This is a genomic window from Streptomyces sp. NPDC090445 (genome assembly GCF_044769385.1).
GTDB lineage: Bacteria > Actinomycetota > Actinomycetes > Streptomycetales > Streptomycetaceae > Streptomyces.
This window is the reverse complement of the sequence record NZ_JBIVXV010000003.1, coordinates 520,303-544,379: the sequence shown is the minus strand read 5'-3', so window position 1 is coordinate 544,379 and position 24,077 is coordinate 520,303. Positions and strand designations below refer to the sequence as shown.

The following is a 24,077-nucleotide window of genomic DNA, read 5'->3' as shown; positions in this document are numbered from 1 at the left end:
TTGTCTGAACAAGTTGGCTCCAGTTCGCCCTGCCTCACTGTACGGACGGTGAACGCCGCACGACCCGCCGGGCACGGCTCGCCGAAGAGACGAGATTGACCGAAAGAAGTCGTGACAAGCGGGGCGGAATTCGATCACGTGGCTAGGCTGGCCGGGGAACACCGACGTCAGCGGAACGACCGAAAACAGCCGAAATCAGCTGGAGACAGCCGGAGACAGGGGGAGCACTGCGTGGACGCGAGCACGGGTGCGGGCGCGGGAGCGGGCGGAGGGAAGAGAACGGGTTCGGTCCGGTACCTGGAGATCGCCGAGGCCCTGCGCACAGCGATCCTGTCCGGCGACTACCCGGTCGGCGCCCGACTGCCCTCGGAGAGCGACCTGGCCGCGCGCTGGTCCGCCTCGCGCGGAACCGTCCGGCAGGCCGTCGCCACCCTCGCCGCCGAAGGGCTGATCGGGTCCCGGCAGGGCGCCCGCAGGATCGTCCTGCGCCACGAACGCCGGCACAGCTTCGGCGAACTGAACAGCTTCGCCCAGTGGGCGCAGGGGCTCGGCCAGGAGGTCACCAGCCGCTTCCTGGACCGCACCCGCCGCCCGGCCACCGCCGAGGAGGCGGAGCGGCTCGCACTGCCCCCGGGCACGGAGATCCTGGCCGTGCTGCGGCTGCGACTGCTGGACGGCCGGCCCACCATGGTCGAGCGGACCGCGTACGCCGACTGGGTCGCGGCCGCGGTCGAGGCGCTGCCGGACGACTGCCGCTCCGTCATGGACAGCCTGGCGGCGGACTCCGGGGTCGTCGCCCACTACGGCGAGCACCTCATCGACGCGCTCCCCGCCGGCACGGAGGACGCCCGGCTGCTGGGGGTCCGCCGCGGGAGCCCGCTGCTGCGCCAGCGGCACGTCTCGGCCACGCAGACGGGGCGCCCGATCGAATGGTCCGACGACCGCTACCGGGCGGGCAGCGTCACCTTCAGCGTGAGCAACTCGGCGGCGGCCACGCCCCTGGAGCGCCGGACGGGCGACCTGTGACCCGCCGGCCCCTCGGGCTGCTGCCCGGCCTCGCGGCCAACCCGGCGCTGCCGCCGGAACTGCTCGACGGCCTGATCGCGCTCGCCGCAGCCCGTCCGGAGACGGACGGGAACGCGCACGACCGGTGCGCGGTCGTGGAACTGCGCGACGAGCTGGCCGAGCGTGCGGACCTGGCGCCCGCCCAGGTGCGCGCCCTCGCGGACGCCTGCGAACACACCGCGAGCCGCCTCGCCCGCGACGGACGGCTGCCCGCCGCCGCGGTGGACCCGGCGGCGCGGCCGTCGGCGGCCCTGGCCCTGCTGGACGAGGGCACCGGGCGGCCGGAGTGGGCCCGGCTGCTGGCGGAACACCCGGACCGGGAGGTCCGCCGGCGCCTGGCCTCCTGTCCCGGCCTGCCGTCCGACGTGGTGGAGACCCTGGCCGCCGACCCTGACATCGCGGTGGTCGCCGAACTCGCCCTCTGGACGGACCGGCAGGAGGCCGCCGCCCGCCTCGCCGCGCACCCGCACGCGGAGGTCCGGATGTCCGCCGCGCTCAACGAGGCGGTGCCGCCGGCCGCGCTCGCCGCGCTGGTCACCGGAGAGGGGCTCGCCCCGGCGACCGCCTGCCTGGTGTGCGACCGCGAGCCGGTCCCGTTCCGGCACGATCCGTCCTGCCCCCGCCCGGACTGCGACCTGCGGCCCGACGCCGCCTGCGCGGGCGGGCACGAATCCACCGTGCACGACGCCCTGCAGCGCGCCGCCCGCAACCCGGCCACCCCCGCGGCCGCGGTGGTGCCCCTCGCCGCGCACCCCTCGATGATCGTCCGCTGGTCACTCGCCGAGCGCACCGACCTGCCGCAGGAGGTGTACGCCCGCCTCGTCGAGGACCCGGTCCCCGGGGTCCGGTGGGAGGCGGCCGGGAATCCCGCACTCGGCGAGCCCCTGGTCCGCGCCCTGACGGCGGACGCCGCCCGCAAGGACGGTGAACTGCGGCGCCGGCTGGCCCTCCGTCCGGAACTGCCGCTGGACGTGCTGGCGGAGCTGGCCGTGGCAGGCCGCATCGGGCCGGAACTGCTGCCGGCGGTCGCCGCCGCCCCGCCGGACGCGCTCGCGGAGCCGGCCGCCTCCCCGCACGCGGCCGTACGGATGCTGGTGGCCCAGAGGCGCGACCTGCCGCCCGCGGTACGCGACCGGCTCGCCGTCGACCCGGATGCGGCGGTGGTCAAGGCGGTCGCCCCACACCCCGGGCTGTCCGAGGACCGGCTGCGCGCCATGGTCGCGCGGCACGGCGTACAGGTGCTCGCGCGGGTCGCGGCCAACCCGGACGCCCCGGCGGGGCTGCTGGAGGAGCTGGCCCGGCACGATCCGCCGGTCCGGCGGGTGTTCCGCGAGGTCGCCGTGCACCGCAACGCCACGGCCGCGGCACTCCTGCCGTGCCTGGACGACGACAGGGCCCGCCCGGCCGCGGCAGCGCATCCGGCGCTGCCCGTTCCGGTGGTCGTCGGCCTGCTCGGCGACACCGATCCCACGGTGGCCCGGTCCGCCGCCGCGAACCCGTCGCTCCCCCGCGACGCCATGGAGCGGCTGGTCGCGGATGCCATGCGGGAGGCCTGCGCCGGGCCGGAGATGGGCCGGGACGCTTAGCAACCCGCGACACGGCGGCGGCCCGGGCGGGCCGGGTTCGCAGAACGGCTCAGGTCCCCGGCCGCTGGACGGATCGGGCGGCCGGGGCGCAGAGCGGGTCAGGCCCCTGGCGCCGGCCGCCTCAGGCGGTCGGGGTGCTGTCGTTCGGGGCCGGTGCGGCGATCCGGCCGTCCTGCAACTCCACGACGTGGTCGGCGAGTTCGATGAGGACGGGGTCGTGGGTGGCGACGAGGACGGTGACGTCCTCGCTGCGGACCACCGCGCGCAGCAGCTGCATGATCGAGCGGCCGGTCTCGGAGTCGAGCTGGCCGGTCGGCTCGTCCGCGATGATCAGGGCGGGCTCGTTGGCGAGGGCGCGGGCGACGGCGACCCGCTGCTGCTGGCCGCCGGAGAGCTCGCCGGGCCGCTGCTCGGCGTGCTCGGCCAGGCCGACGAGGGCGAGCAGGGTGCGGGCCCGCTCCTCGCGCTCCTTCGCCGGGATGCCGCGCATCCGCATCGGGATGCCGACGTTCTCGGCCGCGGTCAGGACGGGGATCAGGCCGAAGGACTGGAACACGAAGCCGATCCGGTCGCGGCGCAGCGCGAGCAGGCCCGCCTCGTCGAGTCCGGCGAGGTCGGTGCCGTCGACGGTGACGGTGCCGCCCGTCGGGGCGTCGAGGCCGCCGACCAGGTTCAGCAGGGTGGTCTTGCCGGAGCCGGAGCGGCCCTTGAGGGCGGTCAGGCTCCCGCGCGCGACCGCGAAGGAGGCCCCGCGCAGCGCGTGCACGGCGTGTTCCCCGCTGCCGAAGGTGCGGTGGACGTCGTCCACGACGACCATGGCTGCCGCGGGCGCGGCCGTGGCGTCCGCCGCGGCTGCGCCCCGTGCGGCGGGCATCGCGGGTGCGGTCGGCTGATCCTCTGTCATGGTGCTTGCTCCCCCCGGAAATCGGTCGGCCAGCGCCCCGTGGACCACGTCCGGATCGCTCGCCCCCCGAATATGTTCATCCGCCACCTGGATCGCGCAAGCCCCTTCCGTGTAGCGACCGGATCTGACAACATCGTCCGCTATCCGGATCCCCTGGTCCGGAACGGGGGAGGAACACAGCGCATGCTCGGCTTCGTCGTGCGCCGGCTGCGCGGGCGACTGCCGCTCGCCGCCGCCGTGCTGCTGACCGTACTGATCGCCACCACGGTGCTGACCGCGCTGACCGCTTTCACCCGCGGCGTCGGCGAGGCCGGGTTACGCCAGGCCCTGACCGGTCCGGACCGGGTCCGGACCACCGTCCTCGTCTCCGGCGGGCATCCGGCGTCCGCGCGCGGGAAGGACGACGCCGCCGTGCGCGCCTTCGGCAGCGAGCTGTTCGGGCGCTTTCCGGTCGGCGTCGAGAGCACGGCGCGCAGCCGCGCGTACGGGCTGCCGCGCGCCCACAACCAGGGCACCGAGGCGGCCCTGACCCTGCTGGCCTCCCTCGACCGCGAACGGGCCGTCCTGGTCGCGGGTCAGTGGCCCGGCGCCGTCGCGGCGCCCGGCGGCCCGGTGCCGGTCGTCGTCCCGCAGCAGGCGCTGGCCCGGCTGGGGCTGACCTCGGAGTCGCTGCCGGGCGACGTGCGGCTGGACGACCGGTACGGCGGCGCACCGCTCACCGTGCGGGTCACCGGTGTCTACCGGGCGGCCGACCGGAACGCGGCCTACTGGAGGCTGGACCCGTTCGGCGGGCGCGAGGTCCAGGTGAGCACCTTCACCTCGTACGGCCCGCTGCTCGTCGACGACAGCGCCTTCACCGCGGGCGGCATCGTCCAGGACGCCCGCGCCTGGCTGCTCACCCCCGACTTCACGGACGTCCGCACCGCCGAGACGCAGGCCCTCACCGCCCGCGCCGCGGACACCGCCGCCCGCCTCAAGGGCTCCACGGGCCTGACCGCCGCCACCGAACTGCCGGAATTCCTGGGCGAACTGGAATCCGGGCAGCTCGTGGCACGCTCGGCCGTGCTCATCGGCGCGCTCCAGCTCGCCGTCCTCGCCGCGGCCGCCCTGCTGCTCGTCTCCCGCCTGCTGACGGACCGGCAGGAGGGCGAGCGAGGCCTGCTGCTGGCCCGCGGGGCGTCCCGCGGACGGCTCGCCGCCCTCGGCCTGGCCGAGGCCCTGCTGATCACCCTGCCGGCCGCGCTGCTGGCCCCGCTGCTCGCCCCGCCGCTGCTGCGGCTGTTCGCCGGGGTCGGCCCGCTGGCCCGGGTGCCGTTCGACCCCGACGGCGACCCGCTGCTGCTGTGGCCCGCCGCGGCTGCCTGCGCCGTGGCCTGCCTGCTGCTGATCACCCTGCCCGCCGTACTCCGCGGGACCGCGGCCGCCGCGCTGCGCCGGGCCGGCCGCCGGCAGGCGATCGTCGCCGGGGCCGCCCGCTCCGGGGCCGACCTGGCGCTGCTGGCCCTCGCCGTCCTCGCCTACCGGCAGGTCGCCCGGCACAGCGGCGACGGCCCGGCAGCGGACGCGCACGGGGCGGCGGCTGCCGGGCTCGGCGTCGACCTGCTGCTGGTCGCGGCGCCGACGCTGGCCCTGTGCGCCGGCACCCTGCTGGTGCTGCGGCTGCTGCCGTTCGCTGCGCGCCTCGGCGGGCGGATCGCCGCCCGGGGCCGCGGACTCGGGCCGGCCCTCGTCGGCTGGCAGGTGGCCCGCAGGCCCGGCCGGGCCACCGGACCCGTCCTGCTGCTCGTACTCGCCGTGGCCAGCGGTGTGCTGGCCGTGGGCCAGCACACCGCATGGTCCGCGTCCCAGCGCGACCAGGCCGAGTTCGCCACCGCGGGCGGGCTGCGGATCCACGGCAGCGCCCTCGCCCCGATGGGCCAGGGCGGCCGGTACGCGGCCCTGCCCGGCGGCGACCGGGTGATGCCGGTGATCCGCAGCGCGCAGCAGCTGCCCGACGGGCGGACCGCGCAGTTCCTCGCGTTCGACACCGCCGCGGCCGCCGAACGCGTCCCGCTGCGCGACGGCCGCCCGATGCGTGAACTGTTCGCCCCGCCCGCCGCCGCGGCCCCCGCCACGGGCGGCATCCCGCTGCCCGGGCAGCCCCGCCGCATCGACCTGGACATCGCACTGCGCTCGCCCGGCGACAGCGGGAACCCGGGGCTCGGGCTGCTACTCCGCGACCGGTTCGGGCTGACCCACCGGACGCCGATGGTCCAGCTGCCGCCCGGCGACGGGGCCACCGTGTCGGTGGACCTGGGCATGCTGACCGGGGCTCCGCTCGGATCCGCCGCGGCGCCGCTCAGCATCGCCGGGATCGTGGTGTCGTACCTCCCCATGGGCGAAGGGCCCGTCGGAGGCGAGGTGGCCGTGCGGCGGCTCGCCGTCTCCGACAGCCACGACGGCCCGGCCGTCCCCGTGCCCGCACCCGCGCCGGGGCCCGTCTGGACGCTCAACGCCCAGCAGCTCCCCAAGGCCGACCGGCAGCCCGCCGGCGAACTCCTGCCCGCAGGCGGGGACGGCTCCGCCTTGGTGCGGCTGCGCTACCGGGGCGGCATCGACATCCCGGGCGCCGTGCAGCTGACGCTCACGCCGCCCGGGGCGGCGCAGGCCGTGACCGAGGTGCCCGGAGTCGCCACCCGCGGATACCTCGCGGAGACGGGGGCGGCCGTCGGGGACCTCGTCACCGTCATGGTGGGGCCGACCACCGTGCCCGTACGGATCAACGCCGCGGTCGGCTCCCTCCCCGTGGCGGGCGACCCGGCCCTCGCCGTCGACCTGCACTTCCTGGGGCGCCTGCTGGCCGCAACCGGGGCGCGGGAGCTGCCCGCCCCCGCCGAGTGGTGGCTGCCGGCGGCATCCCCCGACGACCCCGCCCCCGCGCAGGCCGCCGCCGCACTGCGCTCCGGATCCGGGGCGCAGCAGGTGATGCTGCGCGAGGAGGTCGCCGACCGGCTGCTCCGGGATCCGCTCAGCGCCGGCCCGCAGGCCGCGCTGGCCGCCCTGGCGGCGGTCGGCGCGGTGCTCGCGGCGATCGGCTTCGCCGCGGCCGGCGCCGCCGCCGGGCGGGAGCGGGCCCGGGAGTTCGGCGTCCTGCAGGCCCTCGGGGCGTCCCGGCGGAAGCTGGCCGGAACCGCGGCCGCCGAGGGCTGCCTGCTGGTGGGGCTGGGCAGTGCCGTCGGGGCGGGGCTGGGCGCCGCCATCGTCCACCTGGTCGTCCCGCTGGTGGTGCTGACGCCCGCCGGACGGCGACCCGTGCCCGAGGTACTCGTCGACCTGCCGACCGGCGCCACCCTGCTGCTGGTGGCCGCCGTCGCCGCGGCACCGCTGCTGTCGGCCGTACTCGCAAGCCGCGGCGGGGGCGCCAACGCGGCCGCCCGGCTGCGCCACGTGGAGGAGCTGTGACCAGGGACGTGACGGACCGCCGGCCCGACCCGGCCGACGACCCGCAGCCGGGCTCCGGGCCCCGGCCCGACAGCAAGCAACCGGACAAGGCCACGCCGACGGCCACCGGCACACACTCCGGCAGGACCACGCAGGCGGTCGGCGGCGCGCGGCCGGACGACGCAGCACGGCCGGGCGACCGCACACGGGTCGACCGCGGTGTGCGCAACGGTGTGGCGGCCGGGTCCGGCGGCGCGCGGAACGGCGCCCCCGGCGGGGCCGCGCGGGCCGCGGAGCGGCGGGTGCGGCCGGCGCCCTGGGTGCGGACCCGGCTGCGCGCCGCCCCGCTGGGCGCCCTGCTCGCGGCCGCCCTCGCCTTCACCGCCGTCCTCCTCGCGGCCGCCCTGCCGCGGGCCCTGGACCGAGGCGCCGACCAGGCGCTGCGCTCCTTCCTCGACGGCCGCCCCGCCCCGACGAGCCTGATCGCCACGTCCAACGCGCAGGTCGGGCCGCAGACTCCCGAGGGCCTGGACACGGTCCTGGCGGAGCTCCTCGCGCGGACCGGGCCGGTGTTCCGGATCGCCCCGACCGGGCCGGTGCACGGCACCCGGGCGCTCGGTTCACGTGCGCTCACCAACCCCGAACTGTCCCGCCCCGAGGGCGTGCCACCCGAGCTGACCCTGCTGTACCTGCGGCAGGCCGACAAGCACGCCCGCCTCGTCGCGGGCCGCTGGCCCGCCGGCGGAACTCCCGAGGGGCCGGTGCCGGTCGCGCTGTCGCAGCAGGCGGCCGAGACCCTGAACGTCCGGCTCGGGACGGTGCTGGAGTCCCTGCCCGACCTCTCCGGCCGCCCGTACAGGGCCGAAGTGGTCGGCCTGTACGCACCCCACGACGAGGACGACCCCTACTGGGCCGACCTGCCCTGCCTCACCCGCACCTGCGCCACCTACACCCGGGGCAAGGAGCCGGAGCTGTTCTGGCGGACCGCCGCGCTCGTCGGACCGGACGGCATCGACCGGCTCGGCCCGTGGGGGAAGGACGCCGAGGACTTCTGGCGGCTGCCGGTGGACACCGCCTCCCTCCGGGCCGACCAACTCGCCGTCGTCAAGCAGGAGGTGGCCTCGTACACGGTCGGCCGGACCGCCACCGAGCTGGAGCGCTCCGCCGGCCGGTCCAATCTGCGGATCACCTCCCAGCTGCCGCAGCTGCTCACGCAGGCCGAAGCCCGCTGGCAGGCGGCCGCACCGCTCGCCGCGATCGGCCCGGCCGGTGTCACCGGAGTGGCCGTCGTCGTGTTCTGCCTGGCCGGGGCGCTCGCCGCCGACCGGAGGCGGGCCGAGTTGTGGCTGCTCCTGGCCCGCGGCGGCTCGCGCGCCGGCATCGTCGGCCGGCTGCTCGGCGAGGGCGCGGTCACCGTCCTCCCGGCCGCCGTGGCTGCGACCGCGCTCGCCGTGGTGCTGCTGCCGACGCCGCGGTGGGCGGGCTCCCTGCTGGCCGCCGCCGCGACCACCCTGTTCGTCCTGCTCGCCTTTCCCGTCCGGGCCGCCGTCCTGCTGTCCCCGCCCCGCGCCCCCGCACCGCGGCGCCGCTTGGTGGCCGAGCTGCTGGTGTTCGCCGTCACCGCCGCGGCCGTGTACGAGGTCCGCCGGCGCGGGATCGCGCCCGCCGGGCAGGGCCCCGACTTCCTGCTGGTCGCCGCTCCGCTGCTGCTCGCCCTGTCCGGGGGGCTGATGCTGGCCCGGCTCCAGCCCGCCGTCGTCGGGCTGCTGGCGCGGGCGGCCGGGCGGGGGCGCGGCCTCGTCGGCTTCCTCGGCCTGGCCCGTGCCGCGCGCGGCACGGGAGGCCGGGTCCGGCCGTCCGCGCTCCCGTTGATCGCACTGCTGCTGGCGGTCACCACCGGCGGCTTCGGTGCCACGGTGCTGGACGCGGTGGACTCCTCCAGGATCCGGGCGGCCCGGCTGGCCGTCGGCGGCGACGTGCACATCGCCGCGCCTCCCGGCTACGCGCTGCCCGAGGAGATGGCCGAGGCCGCCGCCGCGCTGCCCGGCGTACGGACCGCGGTGGAGGTGTGGACCGACGACAACGCCTTCCTGTTCGGCACGGTGCAGGGCTCCACCCAGGTCGCCGTGGTCGTCGCCGACCCGGCCCGGTACGCGGAACTGGCCCGGACCGTGGGGCGCGGCCGGTTCGACCCCGCGCTCCTGGCCACCGGCGCCACCGGTTCCACCGGAGCGGGCGCGGGTGCGGGATCCGCCGACGCCCCGGTGCCGGCGCTGTTCAGCAGTGCGCTGGCCCGGCTGGCCCCGCCCGGCGGTGAGTCGTTCCGGCTGCACCTGGACTCCGGCGGGGAGCTGCGGATCCGCGGCGCCGGCGTGGTCGACGGCACCCCGGCCAAGCCGGACGGCGGCGGGGCCGTCATCGTCCTCCCGGCAGGTCCGGCGACCGCCGCCGCACTGCCGCGCACGCCCGGCCCCGACCGGTGGTTCGCCACCGGCCCGGTCGACGAGGACCGGCTGCAGGAGCTCGTCCGGGCCACGGCCCCGGCCGGGCAGGCCGCGAGGTTCCGGCTGGAGACCAGTACCGCCGTGGCCGCCGGGCTCGGCGAGAACCCGCTCCAGCGGTCGGCGGGCCGGCTGTTCTGGGGCTCCCTGGCCGGGGCCCTCGGATTCGCCCTGCTGGCGGTGCTGCTGACCCTGGTGCGGGCCGCCCCCGAACGGGCCGCGGTACTGGCCCGGCTGCGCACGATGGGCCTGCCCCCCCGGCAGGCCCTGCGGCTGATCCTCGTCGAGGCGCTGCCGCAGGCGGTCGGCGCCACCATCGGCGGGGCCGTCGTGGGACTGGCCGCCGTGGCCCTGCTGGGGCCGTACGTGGACCTGTCGACCATGGTCGGCGCGCCCGTGCCACCGGGGCTGCGGCCGGCGGTCCTGCCGGTGCTGGCGCAGGCGCTGGGGCTGACCGCGCTGGTGGCCCTGGCGGTGCTCGTCGAGACCGCCGTGTCCGGGCGGCGCCAGATCACCACCGAGTTGAGAGCGGGAGACCAGCGTTGAGCACCGATCAGCCGACCTACGAAGAGCTGCGACAGCAGGCCCTGGCGGCCTCCGGGCCCCGGGGTCCGCAGGCCGGGACGGCCATCGCCTGCGACCGGCTGGTGCGCATCTTCAGCACCGACGGGATCGAGGTGCAGGCGTTGCAGGGCCTGGAACTGACCGTGGCCCGCGGTGATCTGGTGGCGCTGGTCGGCGCCTCGGGCAGCGGCAAGTCGACCCTGCTGAACATCCTGGCCGGGCTGGACGTCCCGACCGCCGGCACGGCCACCGTCGACGGGTACGACCTGCTGGAGATGTCCGCGAAGGACCGGCTGCGCTACCGGCGCGAGGCCGTGGGCTTCGTGTGGCAGCAGACGGCCCGCAACCTGCTGCCGTTCCTGACGGCCACCCAGAACATCGCCCTGCCCCTGCAGTTGGCGGGCCGCTCCCGGGGCGGGGCCCGGCGGCGGACCGCCCGGGTGGCGGAACTCCTCGACGCCCTCGGCATCGGCGACCTGGCGGGCCGGCGGCCCGCCGAGCTCTCCGGCGGCCAGCAGCAGCGGGTGGCGATCGCGGTGGCCATGGCCAACGACCCGGCGGTGCTCCTGGCCGACGAGCCCACCGGCGAGCTCGACTCCGAGACCGGGGCCGCGGTCTTCGAGGCGCTGCGCACCGTGAACCGCGAACTCGGCGGCACCGTGGTCGTCGTCACCCACGACCCGCTCGTCGCGGGCGAGGTCCGCCGTACGGTCGCGATCCGCGACGGCCGCACGAGCAGCGAGGTCCTGCGGCGCACGGTCACCGACGAGCACGGCGCCGAGTCGGTGAGCGAACGCGAGTACGTGATGCTGGACCGCACCGGCCGCGTGCAGCTGCCCCGGAAGTTCCTGGAGGCGCTGGGCATGGAGCACCGGGTCGCCGTCGAACTGGCCGCCGACCACATCGCCGTGCACCCCGACGACGCCTCCTGACGGCCGGCGGCCCGCGCCCGCGGCAGTGCGCGCGGGCCGGAGCCCGCGGGCCCGCCCGTCACTTCCGCAGCCCGGGTGTCGTTAGGGCCACGGGGTTGACTCTGGGGGGCGAAGGGATGACGGAATGCGGCAGTTTCCTCTGGAGATGCACGGCATGGCACCCGGCCGGGTCGTCGAATGGCGGTTGCGGTCCACGGCGGCGGGGCCGGAGCCGGCCGCGGAGGGGGCGGGCAGAAGGGCCTCGTTCAACCAGGACAAGCACTTCACCGTCGCCGAGCAGAGCCGGGGGGCCGACGACCCCGTCGCGTCGTGGATCGCGGTCACGTTCGAGGTCGCGGGGGCCCTGGACGAGCCGGCGATGACCCGGGCGCTGCTGGCGTTCGTACGGCGCCACGAGGTGCTGCGCTGCGAGTTCCGGCGGCTCGCCGGGGAGCTGGCGTGCGAGCCCATCGCCCCGGACGAACTCGCCCTGTCCGTCGCCCCGGTGGCGGCTTTCGACACCACCGGGGCGCTGGTCGGCTTCCTGTCGGAGCGGTTCAAGCGGAGCATCGACACGCTGTCCTGGCCCCTGTTCACGATGGGGGCCGTGCTGCGCGAGGATTCCGCGACCGTCTACCTGGCCTTCGACCACATCGTCTGCGACGGCCTGTCGATGCCGATCGTGGTGCAGCAGGTGCAGAGCGCGTACGAGGCCCTGTGCCGCGGCGAGGAGGCCGACGACGGCCCCGACCCGAGCTACCTCGACTTCGCAGAAGACCAGCGCCGCCGCTACGTCGGCTTCACCGCGGACGACGAACGGCTCGGCTACTGGCAGGAGTTCGTGGCGCGCGGCGGCGGGGAGTTCTTCCCCCCGTTCCCGCTCGACCTCGGCGTGGAGCCGGGCCGGATGTACCCGATCGTCAACGAGGCCTCGCCGCTGCTCGACGCCGGCGAGACCGAGGTGTTCGACAAGGCGTGCCGGGCGGTGGACGGGAAGGCGTTCATGGGGGTGCTCGCCGCGGTCGCGGTCTGCCTGCGCGAGGCCGGCGGGCCGGGCGTCTACCGGGGGTTCATGCCGGTGAGCGAGCGCGGCCGGGACGGGTGGGCTCAGTCGGTGGGCTGGTTCGTCAACACCATGCCGATCGAGTTCGACGCCTCGCCCGGCCGGGACTTCGCCCAGGTGATGGCCGGGGTGCGGGCCGCGTTCGGGGAGATGATGGGCCACATCGACGTGCCGTTCGTGCGGGCGTGGCAGCTGCTGGCGCCGGTGGAGTTCGCCGCCCGTTCCTGGCCGTACCCGGTGAACTTCTTCTCGTACATCGACACCCGCAAGTGCCCGGGCGCCGAGCGGCACGACGACTGGCGGCCCGCCTCGCACGTGTGGTCGGCGCGGGCCAACGGCGTCTGCTCCTGGTTCCAGCGGGACGCGTACGGGCTGCACATGAACTCGATCTACGTGGACACCCCCGCGGCCCGCCGCACCATGGCCGGCTTCCAGGAGGCGCTGCGGCGCACGGTCCGCGAGATCGCCCGGCACGGGTCCCTGGGCCGGCCCCTCGGGCTGGCCGCGCCCCGCGGGCCGGTCGGCGCGACGGTCGGCCTGAGCGGGTACGGGTACGCCGCCCGCCCCTGACGGGATCCGGCAGGCGGCCCGCGGTCGTATCGGCTCGGGTCCGGCCCGCCGCCCGCGGTCGCATGGCTCCGGCACGGCCCGGCACGGCCGGCCCGGCACGGGTCCGGTTTCAGGGGCGGCGGCCGGCCCGGCGCAGCAGCAGGTCCCGTTCGCGGGCGTTGGCGGTGAGGGAGGCGGCGCGTTCGAACGCGGCGCGGGCCTCCTCGGGCCGGCCGAGCCGCTCCAGCAGGTCGCCGCGGACGCTGGGCAGCAGGTGGTAGCCGCGCAGCGCCGGGTCCTGCGCCAGGGCGTCGACGAGCGGGAGGGCCGCCCCGGGCCCCTCGGCCATGGACACGGCGACGGCCCGGTTGAGCTCGACCACCGGGGAGGGGGTCAGCTCGGCCAGCCGCCCGTAGAGGGTGGCGATGGCCGCCCAGTCCGTGTCCTCGTAGCGGACGGCCCGGGCGTGGCAGCCGGCGATCGCGGCCTGGAGGGCGTACGGGCCGCTGCCGGCGCGTGACAGGGCCTCGATGCCCCGGCGGATGAGCATCCGGTTCCATCCGGCCCGGTTCTGGTCGGCGAGGAGGACGGGCTCGCCGTCGGGGCCGGTGCGGGCGGCGGTCCGGGAGGCCTGGAACTCCAGGAGCGCCGCGAGGCCGTGGACCTCGGGCTCGTCGGGCATCAGCGCGGACAGGAGGCGGGCGAGGCGGAGGGCGTCCTCGCAGAGGGCGGGGCGCAGCAGGTCGTCGCCGGAGGTCGCCGCGTAGCCCTCGTTGAAGATCAGGTAGATCACCTCCAGGACGGAGGCGAGCCGCTGTTCCCGGTCGGCTCCGTACGGCACCTCGAAGGGGACGCCGGCCTTGGCCAGGGACCGCTTGGCGCGGACGATGCGCTGGGCGACGGTCGACTCGGAGGCGAGGAAGGCGCGGGCGATCTCCCGGGTGGTCAGCCCGCCCATGAGGCGCAGGGTGAGGGCGATCCGGGCGTCGGCGGCGAGCACCGGATGGCAGGCGGTGAAGATCAGCCGGAGCAGGTCGTCGTCGATGTCGTCGGGCCCGGCCGGCTCGGGCGGCGGCACGTCCTCCAGGGTGCGGCCGACCTCGGCGAGCTTGCGGGCGTACGTCTCCTTGCGGCGGACGAGGTCGATGGCCCGGTGTGTGGCCGTGGCGGTGAGCCAGGCGCCCGGGTTGGCCGCGACGCCCGACGCGGGCCACTGCTCCAGGGCTGCGACGAGGGCGTCCTGAGCCAGTTCCTCGGCGATGCCGACGTCGCGCACGATGCGCGCGACGGCGGCGATGATCCGCACCGATTCGATCCTGAACACCGTCTCGACCGCCTGGGCCGTGTCCGCTCCCGTCACGGGCACCCATCAGAGCAGCCGTGACAGGCCGGGGCAAACCGGGCAGTCGCCCCGGCGCGGACACGGGCGGCTGCCGGCGGTCGCCGGCCGGGGTCAGCCTTCGTCGATCTGGCGGACCTCCAGGCCGACCGTCCACTCCGCGGGGTGGACCTCCAGGAACCGCTTGCCCCACTCCAGCGCCTCGGCCATGTCCTTGGCCTGAATGAGGGCGTAGCCGCCGATGACCTCCTTGGTCTCGGTGAACGGGCCGTCGGTGTAGCTCAGCCTGCCGCCGGACCAGGTCACCCGGGTGGCTTCGGAGGTGGGGCGCAGTCCGGCGGTGTCCAGCATGACGCCGGCCTTGGTGATCTCCTCCAGGAGCGCGGCCATGCGCTGTGCGAACTCCGGGGGGAACTCGGTGTCGGCGGGGAGGTTCTGCTCGTCGATGCGGACCATCGAAAGGAAGCGCGGCATGGTGACTCCTCGATCGCGAGGGCGGGGGCTCTCCCCACCTCTCACCCCTGCGTCGAACCGGAGGCTGCGGAATCGACACCCGCGGGGAATCTTTTCCCGGGATTCTCTCCGGACCGTGGACCGCGGGCCGGGCGGCGGGGCCGTGTCGGGCGGTCGAGGACCCCTCCGATGCTGCCGGATGCGGACCGGACGGGTGAACCCCGCCCCGACCCGTGCCTACGATCGCGGTGCCTGGATCCCCGCTCCCCGGAGAGAGGACGCACCGCCATGCCCCGCATCCCTTCCTCGCCCGCGCTGCTCGCCGGCTTCCCGGCGGCCGCGGGCGTGGCGCACGCGGCCGGGCCGTTCGCCGGCGTGTTCCCCGCGAACGCGCAGACGGCCGTCGACGCACGGCACCTCTCACCCGTCCGACGGGCGGCCGTCGTCGGCCGGCTGCCGCTGCAGATCCCGCCGGTGCCGTGGGCGCGGAGCGTGCGCCGGGGCGCCGCCCGCTGACCTGCGGCCGCGTCGCGGGTCAGCGGCTGTCGCCCGACCAGTCCCAGCGGTCGGGGTCGGCGGCGCGGCGCCGGTAGTGGGACCGGCCGCCGGCCCCGTACCGGCCTATCTCGGTGGGGAGGGCGGCCTCGTCGGCGAGCCGGCCGGCGCTCCAGCCCGTGACGTCGAGGAGGAGCCCGTCGAGGGGGCCGCCCACGAGCTCGCCGTAGCTGCGGCCGGGGCGCGGACCCGGGTCGGGATCGTCGTGGTCGGCACCGTACACCCGGCGCCGGAGCATCCTGTCGTCCATTCCGCCAGCTTCACAGGCACCACTGACAATGCCCGGTCAGGGCAGGGTGGGTGGGGTGGGTCGGGTGGGCGCGGGCCCATCTGGCCGAAAAAGGTATGGGTGAGATAGATGCCTTGAGCATGTAATGGATTCAGGCGAGACGGAACGTATCGACCGCGCTGATGAGGTGCTGTATGTCAGAGACCGTTGCCTTCCCCCAGGACCGAACCTGTCCCTACCACCCGCCGACCGCCTACGATCCCCTGCGCACGGGCCGGCCGCTGTCCCGCGTGACCCTTTTCGACGGCCGGTCCGTGTGGGTGGTCACCGGGCACGCCGAGGCGCGGGCCATGCTGTCCGACGGCAGGCTCTCCGCCGACCGCGACAACGCCGCCTTCCCCGCCCCCAACCCGCGGTTCAAGGCCCTGCGGGACCGCCGCACCGCGCTGCTCGGGGTGGACGACCCGGTGCACAACGTCCAGCGCAGGATGCTCATCCCGAGCTTCACCCTGAAGCGGACGGCGGCCCTGCGGCCCCGCATCCAGGAGACCGTGGACCGGCTGATCGACGGCATGGTCGCCCGCGGCCCGGGGGCCGAGCTGGTCGGCGCCTTCGCCCTGCCCGTGCCGTCGATGGTGATCTGCTCGCTGCTGGGGGTCCCGTACGAGGACCACGAGTTCTTCGAGGGGCAGTCGCGGCGGCTGCTGCGCGGGCCGGACACCGCCGACGTGGAGGACGCCCGCACCCGCCTGAACGCGTATCTGGCCGGGCTGATCGAGCGCAAGCGGACGGACCGCGGGGACGGCCTCCTGGACGAGCTGGTCGAGCGGCGCCTGGAGACGGGCGAGACCGACGTCGACGAGCTGGTCTCGCTGGCCGCGATCCTGCTGATCGCGGGGCACGAGACCACGGCGAACATGATCTCGCTGGGCACCTTCACCCTGCTGCGGCACCCGGAGCAGCTGGCCGAGCTGCGCGAGGACCCGTCGCTCCTCCCGGCCGCCGTGGAGGAGCTGATGCGGTTCCTGTCGATCGCGGACGGCATGCTGCGGGTGGCCACGGAGGACATCGAGATCGGCGGGGTCACGGTCCGGGCCGACGACGGGGTCGTCTTCCCGACCTCGGTCATCAACCGGGACGAGACGGTCTTCGCGGAGCCCGACGTACTGGACTGGCACCGCCCGGCCCGGCACCACGTGGCCTTCGGCTTCGGCATCCACCAGTGCCTGGGGCAGAACCTGGCCCGCGCCGAGATGGAGATCGCCCTGGGCACCCTCTTCGCGCGGCTGCCGGGGCTGCGCCTGGCGGCCGAGCCGGACCGGATCCCCTTCAAACCCGGCGACACCATCCAGGGCATGGTCGAGCTCCCGGTGACGTGGTGAGCGGCGGGCCGCCGCGGCGCACCGCCGTCGGCATCGACACCGCCGTCTGCATCGGCGCGGGCCAGTGCGCCCTGACCGTCCCCGACGTCTTCACCCAGGACGACGACGGCTTCGGCCAGGTCCTGCCCGGGCGGGAGGACGGCCACGGCAGCCCCCTGCTGCGCGAGGCCGTACGCGCCTGCCCGGTCTCGGCGGTGATCCTCCGGGAGGGCTGACGGCGACTCGCGCCGCACCCCGGGACACCGCGGTACGCCGCGGCACGCGGAAAACCGTGAGCCCCGCCGGCTGGGCCGGCGGGGCTCACGGCCCGTCACGTCGGGCCGGCGGCGTGAAGAAGCGGGGCGTTCAGCTGGTGGGCATCACATTCTCGGCCTGGGGACCCTTGGGGCCTTTGACGACGTCGTACTGAACCTTCTGGTTCTCCTCCAGCGCCCGGAAGCCGGACGTCTGGATGGCGGAGTAGTGGACGAACACGTCCGGGCCGCCGTCGTCCTGCTGGATGAAGCCGAACCCCTTCTCCGAGTTGAACCACTTCACGGTGCCTGTAGCCATCGGTGCTGATCCTTCTCAACGTTCCACGCGGGCCGCACATACGGTGCCGCCGTCCCAATCCTGCCCACCCGTCCCTGGGATCACACCCCCGTGCGGCCAACCGGGGACACTTCGAACACCTGCCCGTATATCTGCGCGGCCGACGCACGTCACCCGGAACCACCCGCCCCGCTGTCCGCGGCGGCCGACAGTGCGGTGGCACCCCGGGGCCCGACCGCCGGGGCCGCCGCCGCGGCGCGCCGGCCTCCGCTCATCCGGCAGCCCAGGCAGTCCGCGTGCCCCGTGCGGGCGGCGCCGTCCCGGACCCGCCAGTCGCGCGCGGGGGAAGGCCGGGGGCCGCTCGGCTTGCCCCAGCCCGCGAGGTGCAGCAGCCAGGTGACGACCGCGGCCGCGGCGACGAGGGCGAGGCCCAGCCAGACGCCCGGCGTCCAGCCCGCACAGAGGGCCGCGCCGGCGCCGGCGGAACCCAGTATCGCCAGGGCGGTGCCGGTCCAGCCGGCGACGGTGTGTCCGAGGTCGACATCTCCGTGCGCGCTCATGGTTCTCCCGAAGTAGGCTCGGAGGCAGGAAGGCTTATCTCACGAGCTAAACATCTGATCAAGGAAGTATCTCGCGAGCTAAGTAACTTAGATGCTAAGGAGTCTCTGCGTGCAGGGCAAGACCCGCCCCCCGGCAACGGCCGGGGAGGCGATCTCCCGTATGGACCACTACGTCGCCCTCGGCCTGATCGGCCAGCAGGAGGTGGCGCAGCTGCTGGGACTCAACGTCACCGACCTGACCTGCCTCGGGCACATCCTGGGAGCCGGGGACGAGCCCCTCTCGGCCGGCGACCTGGCCGCGCTGGCCAACCTCACCACCGGCGCGGTCACCGGCGTCCTCAACCGGCTGGAGCGCGCCGGGTACGCCAAGCGGCAGCCCGACCCGGCCGACCGGCGCCGGGTCCGGGTGGTGGCCGACCCGGTGGCGGCCCGGCGGGTGGTGGAGGTGTACGAGCCCTTCTACGCCCGGCTCGCCGCGCTGTTCGACGAGTACTCCCCCGAGGAGGTCGCCGTCATCGCCGACTGGTTCGCCCGCGCGGCCGTCGAGGCACGCGCGCACCTGGACCACCTGCGGTCCGGCGGGCCGGCCCCCACAGCCCCGGCCGGATCCGCGGACCCCGCGGCCCCGGCAGGCCCCGCGGACCCGGCAGCGGCCGGGGCCCGAATCCGCCGATGATAAAATTTCCCTTTTCGCGTCCCACGGAAGGCTCTGCATGAGGAACCCGTCCCCCTACGGGCGTTTCGGCGTCAGGCCCGCCGCCAAGGCAGCTCAGGCAGCTCCCGGGCGCGGTGCCGGGAAGGGCGCCGACAAGGCGCCCCGGACCCCCGCCCTGCAGGGTGAGTTCGCCGTGCCCGAGCCGATCTCCCCGGCTCTGCCGCCCGTGGAGTCCTTCACCGAGCTCGACCTGCCCGCGGAGCTGCTGGCGACGATGGCCGAGTCCGGGGTGGAGAAGCCGTTCCCCATCCAGGCCGCCACCCTCCCCAACTCGCTCGCCGGCCGGGACATCCTGGGCCGCGGCCGGACCGGCTCGGGCAAGACGCTCGCGTTCGGCCTGGCCGTGCTCGCGCGCACCGCGGGCCGGACGGCGGAACCGAAGCGGCCGCTGGCGCTGGTCCTCGTACCGACCCGCGAGCTGGCGCAGCAGGTGACCGAGGCCCTCACGCCGTACGCGCAGACCCTCGGGCTGCGGATGGCGACGGTGGTCGGCGGGCTGTCGATCGGCCGCCAGGTGAGCGCGCTGCGCACCGGCTCCGAGGTCGTGGTGGCCACCCCGGGCCGACTGAGCGACCTGGTGGGACGGCGCGACGTCCACCTGGACCGGGTGCGGATCACGGTGCTCGACGAGGCCGACCAGATGTGCGACATGGGCTTCATGCCGCAGGTCACCGAGATCCTGGACCAGGTGCGCCCCGACGGGCAGCGGATGCTGTTCTCGGCCACCCTGGACCGCAACGTCGACCAGTTGGTGCGGACCTACCTGAAGGACCCGGTCTCCCACTCCGTGGACCCGTCCGCGGCCGCGGTGACCACGATGGACCACCACGTCCTGCACATCCACTCCGCCGACAAGGTCACCGCGGCGACCGAGATCGCGGCCCGCGAGGGCCGGGTGCTGATGTTCCTGGACACCAAGCACGGCGTGGACCAGTTCGTGAAGCACCTGCGGGCCATGGGCGTACGGGCGGAAGGGCTGCACAGCGGCAAGTCCCAGCCGCAGCGCACCCGGACCCTCGCGCAGTTCAAGGAAGGGACGATCACGGTCCTCGTCGCGACGAACGTCGCCGCGCGCGGCATCCACATCGACGACCTCGACCTGGTCGTGAACGTGGACCCGCCGGCCGACCACAAGGACTACCTGCACCGCGGCGGGCGCACCGCCCGGGCCGGCGAGTCCGGCAAGGTCGTCACCCTCGTCACCCCGAACCAGCGGCGCGACATCGTCCGGCTGATGGCGGACGCGCGGATCCGCCCCACCATCACCCAGGTCCGCTCCGGCGAGGCCGCACTGAGCCGGATCACCGGCGCCAAGGCCCCCTCCGGGGTGCCGCTCTCGGGCGCCGCGCCGACCGACGCGAAGGGCCGCCCGTCCGGCAGCGAGCTCGGCTTCCGCGGCATCGGCAGCCGCCCGGGCCGGCCGGGCAAGGGCAAGGAGTCCCGCAAGACGGCGGAGGCCAAGGCCCTGGCCGAGGCCCGCCGCGCGGCCCGCGTCCGCCGCGGCCACTGACCCGGGGGCGTACGGGAAAACGAGCGGTGCGGGCCCCGGATCCGGGGCCGCACCGCAGGCAGCGGCAGGGACGGTCAGCGGCGCCGGCGGCGGCGCAGCTCGGCCACGATCGCGCGGGTCACCACCGGCGGGAGCACGTCCTTCGCGAGCTTGCGCCACGCGGCACCCGGACGCGGCGCGGGCCGCCGCACGGGAGCGGGCGGGGCCGGCGGCTCGGGAGCCGGCCGCAGCGGCTTCGGGATCACCGGCGGGACGGCCCCGTGGTCACCGATGCGGACCAGCGGCTCGCCGGCCACCTCCTCCACACCGGTCCACAGGTCCGCCCGGCCCTCCAGCCACCCGAGCAGCGCCGTGCGGTACGGCTCCGGGTCGTCCCAGGTCGCGTACAGCTTCGCCCCCGACACGGCGATCAGCCGGAGGCCGTCGACGGCGACCGCACCCCACACCGCGGCGGCGACGCCGGGGCAGTGCTCGGAACGGTAGTCGTCGAAGACCACGACGGCTCCCGGGGCGGCGACGACCCGGGAGGACGCGATGTCCTGGACGACGTGCTCGTACAGGTGCGAGGCGTCGATGTGGATGAAGCGGCAGCTCGCCGGACGCACACGGTCGGCGACCACGAAGGTCGGCGCCTGGATGACCGTCGGCAGCGCCTCGTGGAACGCCAGGTAGTTCGCCTCGAACCCGCGGCGGGTCAGCGTCGGGTACGAACCCTGCATCTCCGCGAGATTGGACTCGTCCGGCGCCGGCGAGTCGAAGAGGTCACAGACGGTGAACTCCTCGCCGTCCCGCAGGTACTGCCCGAGGAAGATCGCGCTCTTCCCCATGAACGCGCCGAGCTCCAGGAGGTCGCCCGGCTTCACCCCGTCCCTGTTCTGGCGGGCCAGGAACCAGTCGAAGAGCGCCTGGTCACAGTCCGAGAACCACCCCTTGACCTCGCCGTACGCGGTGGGAACGGGCATGGCCGGCTCGCCGTCGGGGGTGGTGACGGGAGCTTGCGAAACGTGCGACACGGAGTACTGCCTCCAGTGGAACGGCATCTGAATCAACACTGATACCCGGCCAGGTAGCCAGACCATAAACCGGCGGATGCCCGAATGACGAGACTCCTGTGCAGAGCGATTAATTCCGCAGCCGCCACCGCCCCTTTTTACCCCTTTGGCCCCACTTCACGCTCAGGTCTGCGCCCTGACGGGCCGCGCCGTCGTGTCGGCCCGGCCGGCGGCAACTCCCGCCCCCGATCCGGGAGTACGCGCTCCAACCGGGCACCCCCTCCCACCGCTGACCTGCGGCTCCGGCCCGGCGGCGCAGCCGGGATCCCCGGGGCGCTGCCCCGGACCCCGCGCCTCAAACGCCGGCGAGGCTGAAACACCCGACCGCAGCCGAGAACCGACACAACCCAGCCCCACCAACGTCCGAGGCCCAGGCCCGGGGCATTCCGGCCCCGCCGACGTTCGAGGCGCAGGGCCGGGCCATTCCAGCCCCGCCGGCGATTGAGGCGCAGGCCCGGGCAGAGCCCGCAGTACCGGGCAAATCCAGCCCGCCGATGTTCGAGGCGCAGGCCGGGGCATTCCAGCCCCGCCGGCGATTGAGGCTCGGCGTCGGGCGGGGCCCGGGGGTGTCAGGCCGTGTGGCGGCGGAGGCGCTGGGCGGCGGCGTTGCGGACCCGGCGGGTGCGGGCCGAGCCCGCGAGCAGGGTGAGCGCCTCGTACGAGGCCAGCGGCCCGGCCGCGGTGCGCTGGCACCAGTCGGAGGCGGCGGTGAGCTCCGCCGCCGACCACGGCTCGCCGCGGTCGATCGCCCTGAGCAGGGTCCACTCGCGCAGCCTCCGGGCGGGAAAGGCACGGTCGCCGACGACGGCGGCCAGCGCATCCGCCCAGGCGGGGAAGGCCGCGTCGGCCAGCAGCCGGGGGGCGCGGCGGTCGAGGTGGGTGACCACCGCGCTCTCGGCCATCACGGGGTCGGGATCCCGCAGGACGGCGGCCACGACGTCGGCCTCCGCCGCGATGCCCGCCGCCCCGGCGTGCCCCCCTGCGGCTCCGGCCGCGTCGGCCAGGGCTGCGAGGTGGCGGGTGTAGCGCCAGTGTTCGGACGGCGTCGCGGCGTCGGCCGGGCGTATCAGGTCCTCTTGTGTCCCCATGCGGCTCATTCCACACGACCGGCGGCGGCAGCCCGTGCGCAGGGTGCCGCCGCATCGGCCCGCCGGGACGGGTCACACCGCCGGCTCCGGGCCCGGTCCGGGACCGCCGAGGCCCTCCTCCGGTAGCGGGGCCCCCGTCTCCAGCAGGGTCTTGAGGCTGGACGCGAGCATCGGCCAGGCCTGGCTGCACATGCCGATCAGCGTGCCGCCGGGCTCGAAGCCCTCGTGGCGGACCGTCAGCCGGGTGAGGGCGTCCCCGACCGGCTCGATCTCGTACGCCACTTTCGTACGCGGCTGCCCGGCCAGCTCGGCCCGCAGCTCCTCGCCGACCCCGACCGCGGCCGCCCACTCCTGCGTGAAGGTGTGCCAGGTGTACGAGAGTCTGCGGTCCGGCACGCAGTCGAGGACCACCTGTTCGGGGTCGCTGGTCCGGGCCCCGCGCTCCACCCACGCCATCTGCGAGCCGACCGCCCAGTCGGTCTCGAAGCTCAGGCCCCAGTACCGGCGGGTGAAGGCGGGGTCGGTGAGGGCCTCCCAGACCTGTGCGGGATCGGCCAGGATGTAGACGGTGTAGGTGATCACGCTGTCGCTCATGCCCCCATGCTGCGGGACCGGGGGCCGCGCACCCGGGATTTCCCCGGCGGCGCCTGCCGCTCCTCGTCGCCGCCGCCCCCTTCCGGCCACACTGACTTATTACCTTGTTACGCCGTCCCTGGTATGTTCGCGGCGCGGACTGTCGGGATGAAACCTGCCGGTCCGACCACGTGAAAACACCGGCCTCCGGCCGGGACATGAGGAGAGGCACGCAGAGGCATGCGAGTGGCCGGCGCTTCCCGTCCGCGCAAGGATGCGGGCCCGGGCCGCTTGACCGGGGTCGACGCCGTTCGCGGACTCGCCGTCCTCGGCATGTTCGCCGTGCACGTCGGTCCGGGCCCCCGGCCCGAGGGCGTCGGCTACCTGGTCGTCGCGGCGGACGGACGGGCACCCGCCCTGTTCACTCTCCTCGCCGGGTTCTCCCTCGCCCTCGCCCAGCGCAGCAGCGGCGGCACACCGGCGGAGACCTCCGGCAGCCGGGCGCAGCGCCACCGTGCGCTGCTGATCCGCTGCGCGGTGCTGGCCGCGCTCGGGCTGGTCCTGGCCGCGCTGTGGCCGGGCATCCTGGTCATCCTGACTTTCTTCGCCGTGTACTTCCTCGCCGCCGAGCCCTTCACCCGGCTCACCACCCCGGTGCTCACCGCCGCCGCCGGCACGTCCGTGGTGGCGGGCCCGCTGCTGTCGTACCTGCTCGGCCCGGCGTTCGGATACGCGGACTCCGGGCGCGGCGCGGTGCCCGAGCCGTCCGCCCTGACCAGCTGGGACGGGCTGGGCCGGACGCTGCTGGAACTGCTGCTGACCGGCGCCTACCCGCTGGCCACCTACTTCCCGTACGTCCTGGTGGGCCTGGCCCTGGGCCGGCTGTGCGATCTGCGCGAGCGCCGCTCCGCCGCCCGGATGGCGCTCTGGGGCGCGGCGGCCGCGGTCGCCGGGTACGGCGCCGCCTGGCTGTGGGCCCACCCCCTGGGCGGCCGGGAGCGGCTGCTGTCGGTGATAGCGGAGCGGCACCCGGAGGCGGCGGCCGCCGCCGATCCCGTGGGCGCGGTGCTGGGCGGGCAGTACGGGGCCATCCCGAGCACGTCCTGGGAGTGGCTGCTGGTGGCGGATCCGTACAGCCAGACCCCGTTGGAGACGATCGGCAATGCGGGTGTGGGCTGTGCGCTGATCGGTCTTTTCGTGCTGGCCGCGCAGCGCCGGTCGGGCGTGCGGGTGCTGGGGCCGCTGGCGGCGCTCGGGGCGATGGCGCTCAGCGCGTACGTCGCCCACGCACTGGTGCTGGCCGGCCCGGCCCACGGCGCCGGGTCCTGGACCGCGCTGGCCGCGTTCGCCGGTGTGTCGGTCGCCGCGGCCTGGGGCTGGCAGCGGGTCTGGGCGGACAGCCCGCTGCGCCGCGGCCCGCTGGAGCACGCGCTGCGGCTGGCCTCGCGGGGGCGTACGCCGGCGTGAGCCGCGGGTGCGGATCACCCGTACGCATGACGGCTCGTGGATCGCCGAACCGCCCGTACG

General features: G+C 75.6%; 21 protein-coding genes. 12 read left to right on the top strand and 9 right to left on the bottom strand.

The genetic code is table 11. The features are described from left to right. Positions 1-231 precede the first annotated feature (231 nt). Positions 232-1,026 carry a GntR family transcriptional regulator gene (locus ACIQUT_RS10465; protein WP_403561496.1) on the top strand — a complete coding sequence of 265 codons (795 nt, stop codon included), beginning with the start codon at positions 232-234 and terminating at the stop codon, positions 1,024-1,026. Continuing rightward, positions 1,023-2,651, top strand: coding sequence for a hypothetical protein (locus ACIQUT_RS10460; protein WP_403561494.1), 1,629 nt, complete (start codon positions 1,023-1,025; stop codon positions 2,649-2,651). The genes ACIQUT_RS10465 and ACIQUT_RS10460 overlap by 4 nt, the downstream gene beginning before the upstream one ends. 121 nt (positions 2,652-2,772) lie before the next feature. Here ACIQUT_RS10460 and ACIQUT_RS10455 read toward each other — a convergent pair whose 3' ends face one another. Then, a complete protein-coding gene (locus ACIQUT_RS10455; protein ID WP_403561680.1) occupies positions 2,773-3,525 on the bottom strand; it encodes an ABC transporter ATP-binding protein in 753 nt (250 codons plus the stop codon). A gap of 213 nt (positions 3,526-3,738) precedes the next feature. Here ACIQUT_RS10455 and ACIQUT_RS10450 point away from each other — a divergent pair, with 213 nt between their 5' ends. The 4 genes from ACIQUT_RS10450 (at position 3,739) to ACIQUT_RS10435 (ending at position 12,584) form a co-directional block, all read left to right on the top strand. Then, positions 3,739-6,996 (top strand): FtsX-like permease family protein, encoded by a 3,258-nt coding sequence (locus ACIQUT_RS10450; RefSeq protein WP_403561492.1) that lies wholly within the window; start codon positions 3,739-3,741, stop codon positions 6,994-6,996. Further along, positions 6,993-10,022 (top strand): FtsX-like permease family protein, encoded by a 3,030-nt coding sequence (locus ACIQUT_RS10445; RefSeq protein WP_403561490.1) that lies wholly within the window; start codon positions 6,993-6,995, stop codon positions 10,020-10,022. Before ACIQUT_RS10450 ends, ACIQUT_RS10445 begins: the two co-directional genes overlap by 4 nt. After that, positions 10,019-10,972, top strand: coding sequence for an ABC transporter ATP-binding protein (locus ACIQUT_RS10440; RefSeq protein WP_403561488.1), 954 nt, complete (start codon positions 10,019-10,021; stop codon positions 10,970-10,972). The genes ACIQUT_RS10445 and ACIQUT_RS10440 overlap by 4 nt, the downstream gene beginning before the upstream one ends. 124 nt (positions 10,973-11,096) lie before the next feature. Then, complete coding sequence (locus tag ACIQUT_RS10435; protein WP_403561486.1) at positions 11,097-12,584, top strand: condensation domain-containing protein; 1,488 nt, start codon at positions 11,097-11,099, stop codon at positions 12,582-12,584. A gap of 109 nt (positions 12,585-12,693) precedes the next feature. Here ACIQUT_RS10435 and ACIQUT_RS10430 read toward each other — a convergent pair whose 3' ends face one another. Both ACIQUT_RS10430 and ACIQUT_RS10425 read right to left on the bottom strand, forming a co-directional pair. Next, positions 12,694-13,923, bottom strand: coding sequence for an RNA polymerase sigma factor (locus ACIQUT_RS10430; protein WP_403561484.1), 1,230 nt, complete (start codon positions 13,921-13,923; stop codon positions 12,694-12,696). 93 nt (positions 13,924-14,016) lie between these two features. After that, on the bottom strand, positions 14,017-14,376 hold the full coding sequence (locus ACIQUT_RS10425) for a YciI family protein (RefSeq protein WP_403561482.1): 360 nt from the start codon (positions 14,374-14,376) through the stop codon (positions 14,017-14,019). 267 nt (positions 14,377-14,643) lie between these two features. Here ACIQUT_RS10425 and ACIQUT_RS10420 point away from each other — a divergent pair, with 267 nt between their 5' ends. Next, positions 14,644-14,871 (top strand): hypothetical protein, encoded by a 228-nt coding sequence (locus ACIQUT_RS10420; RefSeq protein ID WP_403561480.1) that lies wholly within the window; start codon positions 14,644-14,646, stop codon positions 14,869-14,871. Positions 14,872-14,890: 19 nt separating this feature from the next. On the opposite strand, the gene ACIQUT_RS10415 is transcribed toward ACIQUT_RS10420, so the two are convergent. Next, positions 14,891-15,160, bottom strand: coding sequence for a hypothetical protein (locus tag ACIQUT_RS10415; protein WP_403561478.1), 270 nt, complete (start codon positions 15,158-15,160; stop codon positions 14,891-14,893). Between the two features lie 173 nt (positions 15,161-15,333). Between ACIQUT_RS10415 and ACIQUT_RS10410 the strand changes: the two genes are divergently transcribed. Both ACIQUT_RS10410 and ACIQUT_RS10405 read left to right on the top strand, forming a co-directional pair. Continuing rightward, a complete protein-coding gene (locus tag ACIQUT_RS10410; RefSeq protein ID WP_403561476.1) occupies positions 15,334-16,521 on the top strand; it encodes a cytochrome P450 in 1,188 nt (395 codons plus the stop codon). Beyond that, positions 16,518-16,736 (top strand): ferredoxin, encoded by a 219-nt coding sequence (locus ACIQUT_RS10405; RefSeq protein ID WP_403561474.1) that lies wholly within the window; start codon positions 16,518-16,520, stop codon positions 16,734-16,736. Before ACIQUT_RS10410 ends, ACIQUT_RS10405 begins: the two co-directional genes overlap by 4 nt. 130 nt (positions 16,737-16,866) lie before the next feature. Here the strand turns inward: ACIQUT_RS10405 and ACIQUT_RS10400 are convergent, their stop codons facing one another. Both ACIQUT_RS10400 and ACIQUT_RS10395 read right to left on the bottom strand, forming a co-directional pair. Further along, the gene (locus ACIQUT_RS10400; RefSeq protein WP_179174575.1) at positions 16,867-17,073 is read right to left on the bottom strand and encodes a cold-shock protein; all 207 of its coding nucleotides are present in this window, start codon (positions 17,071-17,073) and stop codon (positions 16,867-16,869) included. Between the two features lie 149 nt (positions 17,074-17,222). Further along, positions 17,223-17,612: an HGxxPAAW family protein gene (locus ACIQUT_RS10395; RefSeq protein ID WP_403561472.1), complete on the bottom strand. Its 390-nt coding sequence runs from the start codon at positions 17,610-17,612 to the stop codon at positions 17,223-17,225. 109 nt (positions 17,613-17,721) lie between these two features. Between ACIQUT_RS10395 and ACIQUT_RS10390 the strand changes: the two genes are divergently transcribed. Continuing rightward, positions 17,722-18,288: a MarR family winged helix-turn-helix transcriptional regulator gene (locus ACIQUT_RS10390; RefSeq protein WP_403561470.1), complete on the top strand. Its 567-nt coding sequence runs from the start codon at positions 17,722-17,724 to the stop codon at positions 18,286-18,288. A 37-nt stretch (positions 18,289-18,325) separates the two neighbouring features. Beyond that, positions 18,326-19,837 carry a DEAD/DEAH box helicase gene (locus ACIQUT_RS10385; protein WP_403561468.1) on the top strand — a complete coding sequence of 504 codons (1,512 nt, stop codon included), beginning with the start codon at positions 18,326-18,328 and terminating at the stop codon, positions 19,835-19,837. Positions 19,838-19,911: 74 nt separating this feature from the next. On the opposite strand, the gene ACIQUT_RS10380 is transcribed toward ACIQUT_RS10385, so the two are convergent. The 3 genes from ACIQUT_RS10380 to ACIQUT_RS10370 form a co-directional block, all read right to left on the bottom strand. Continuing rightward, entirely contained in the window at positions 19,912-20,799 is an 888-nt protein-coding gene (locus ACIQUT_RS10380; RefSeq protein WP_403561678.1) for a class I SAM-dependent methyltransferase, read from the bottom strand. A gap of 659 nt (positions 20,800-21,458) precedes the next feature. Further along, entirely contained in the window at positions 21,459-21,977 is a 519-nt protein-coding gene (locus ACIQUT_RS10375) for a hypothetical protein (RefSeq protein WP_403561466.1), read from the bottom strand. A 72-nt stretch (positions 21,978-22,049) separates the two neighbouring features. Then, entirely contained in the window at positions 22,050-22,571 is a 522-nt protein-coding gene (locus ACIQUT_RS10370; RefSeq protein WP_403561464.1) for an SRPBCC family protein, read from the bottom strand. A gap of 270 nt (positions 22,572-22,841) precedes the next feature. Here ACIQUT_RS10370 and ACIQUT_RS10365 point away from each other — a divergent pair, with 270 nt between their 5' ends. Further along, entirely contained in the window at positions 22,842-24,017 is a 1,176-nt protein-coding gene (locus ACIQUT_RS10365; RefSeq protein WP_403561462.1) for a DUF418 domain-containing protein, read from the top strand. The last annotated feature ends 60 nt before the right edge of the window (positions 24,018-24,077 follow it).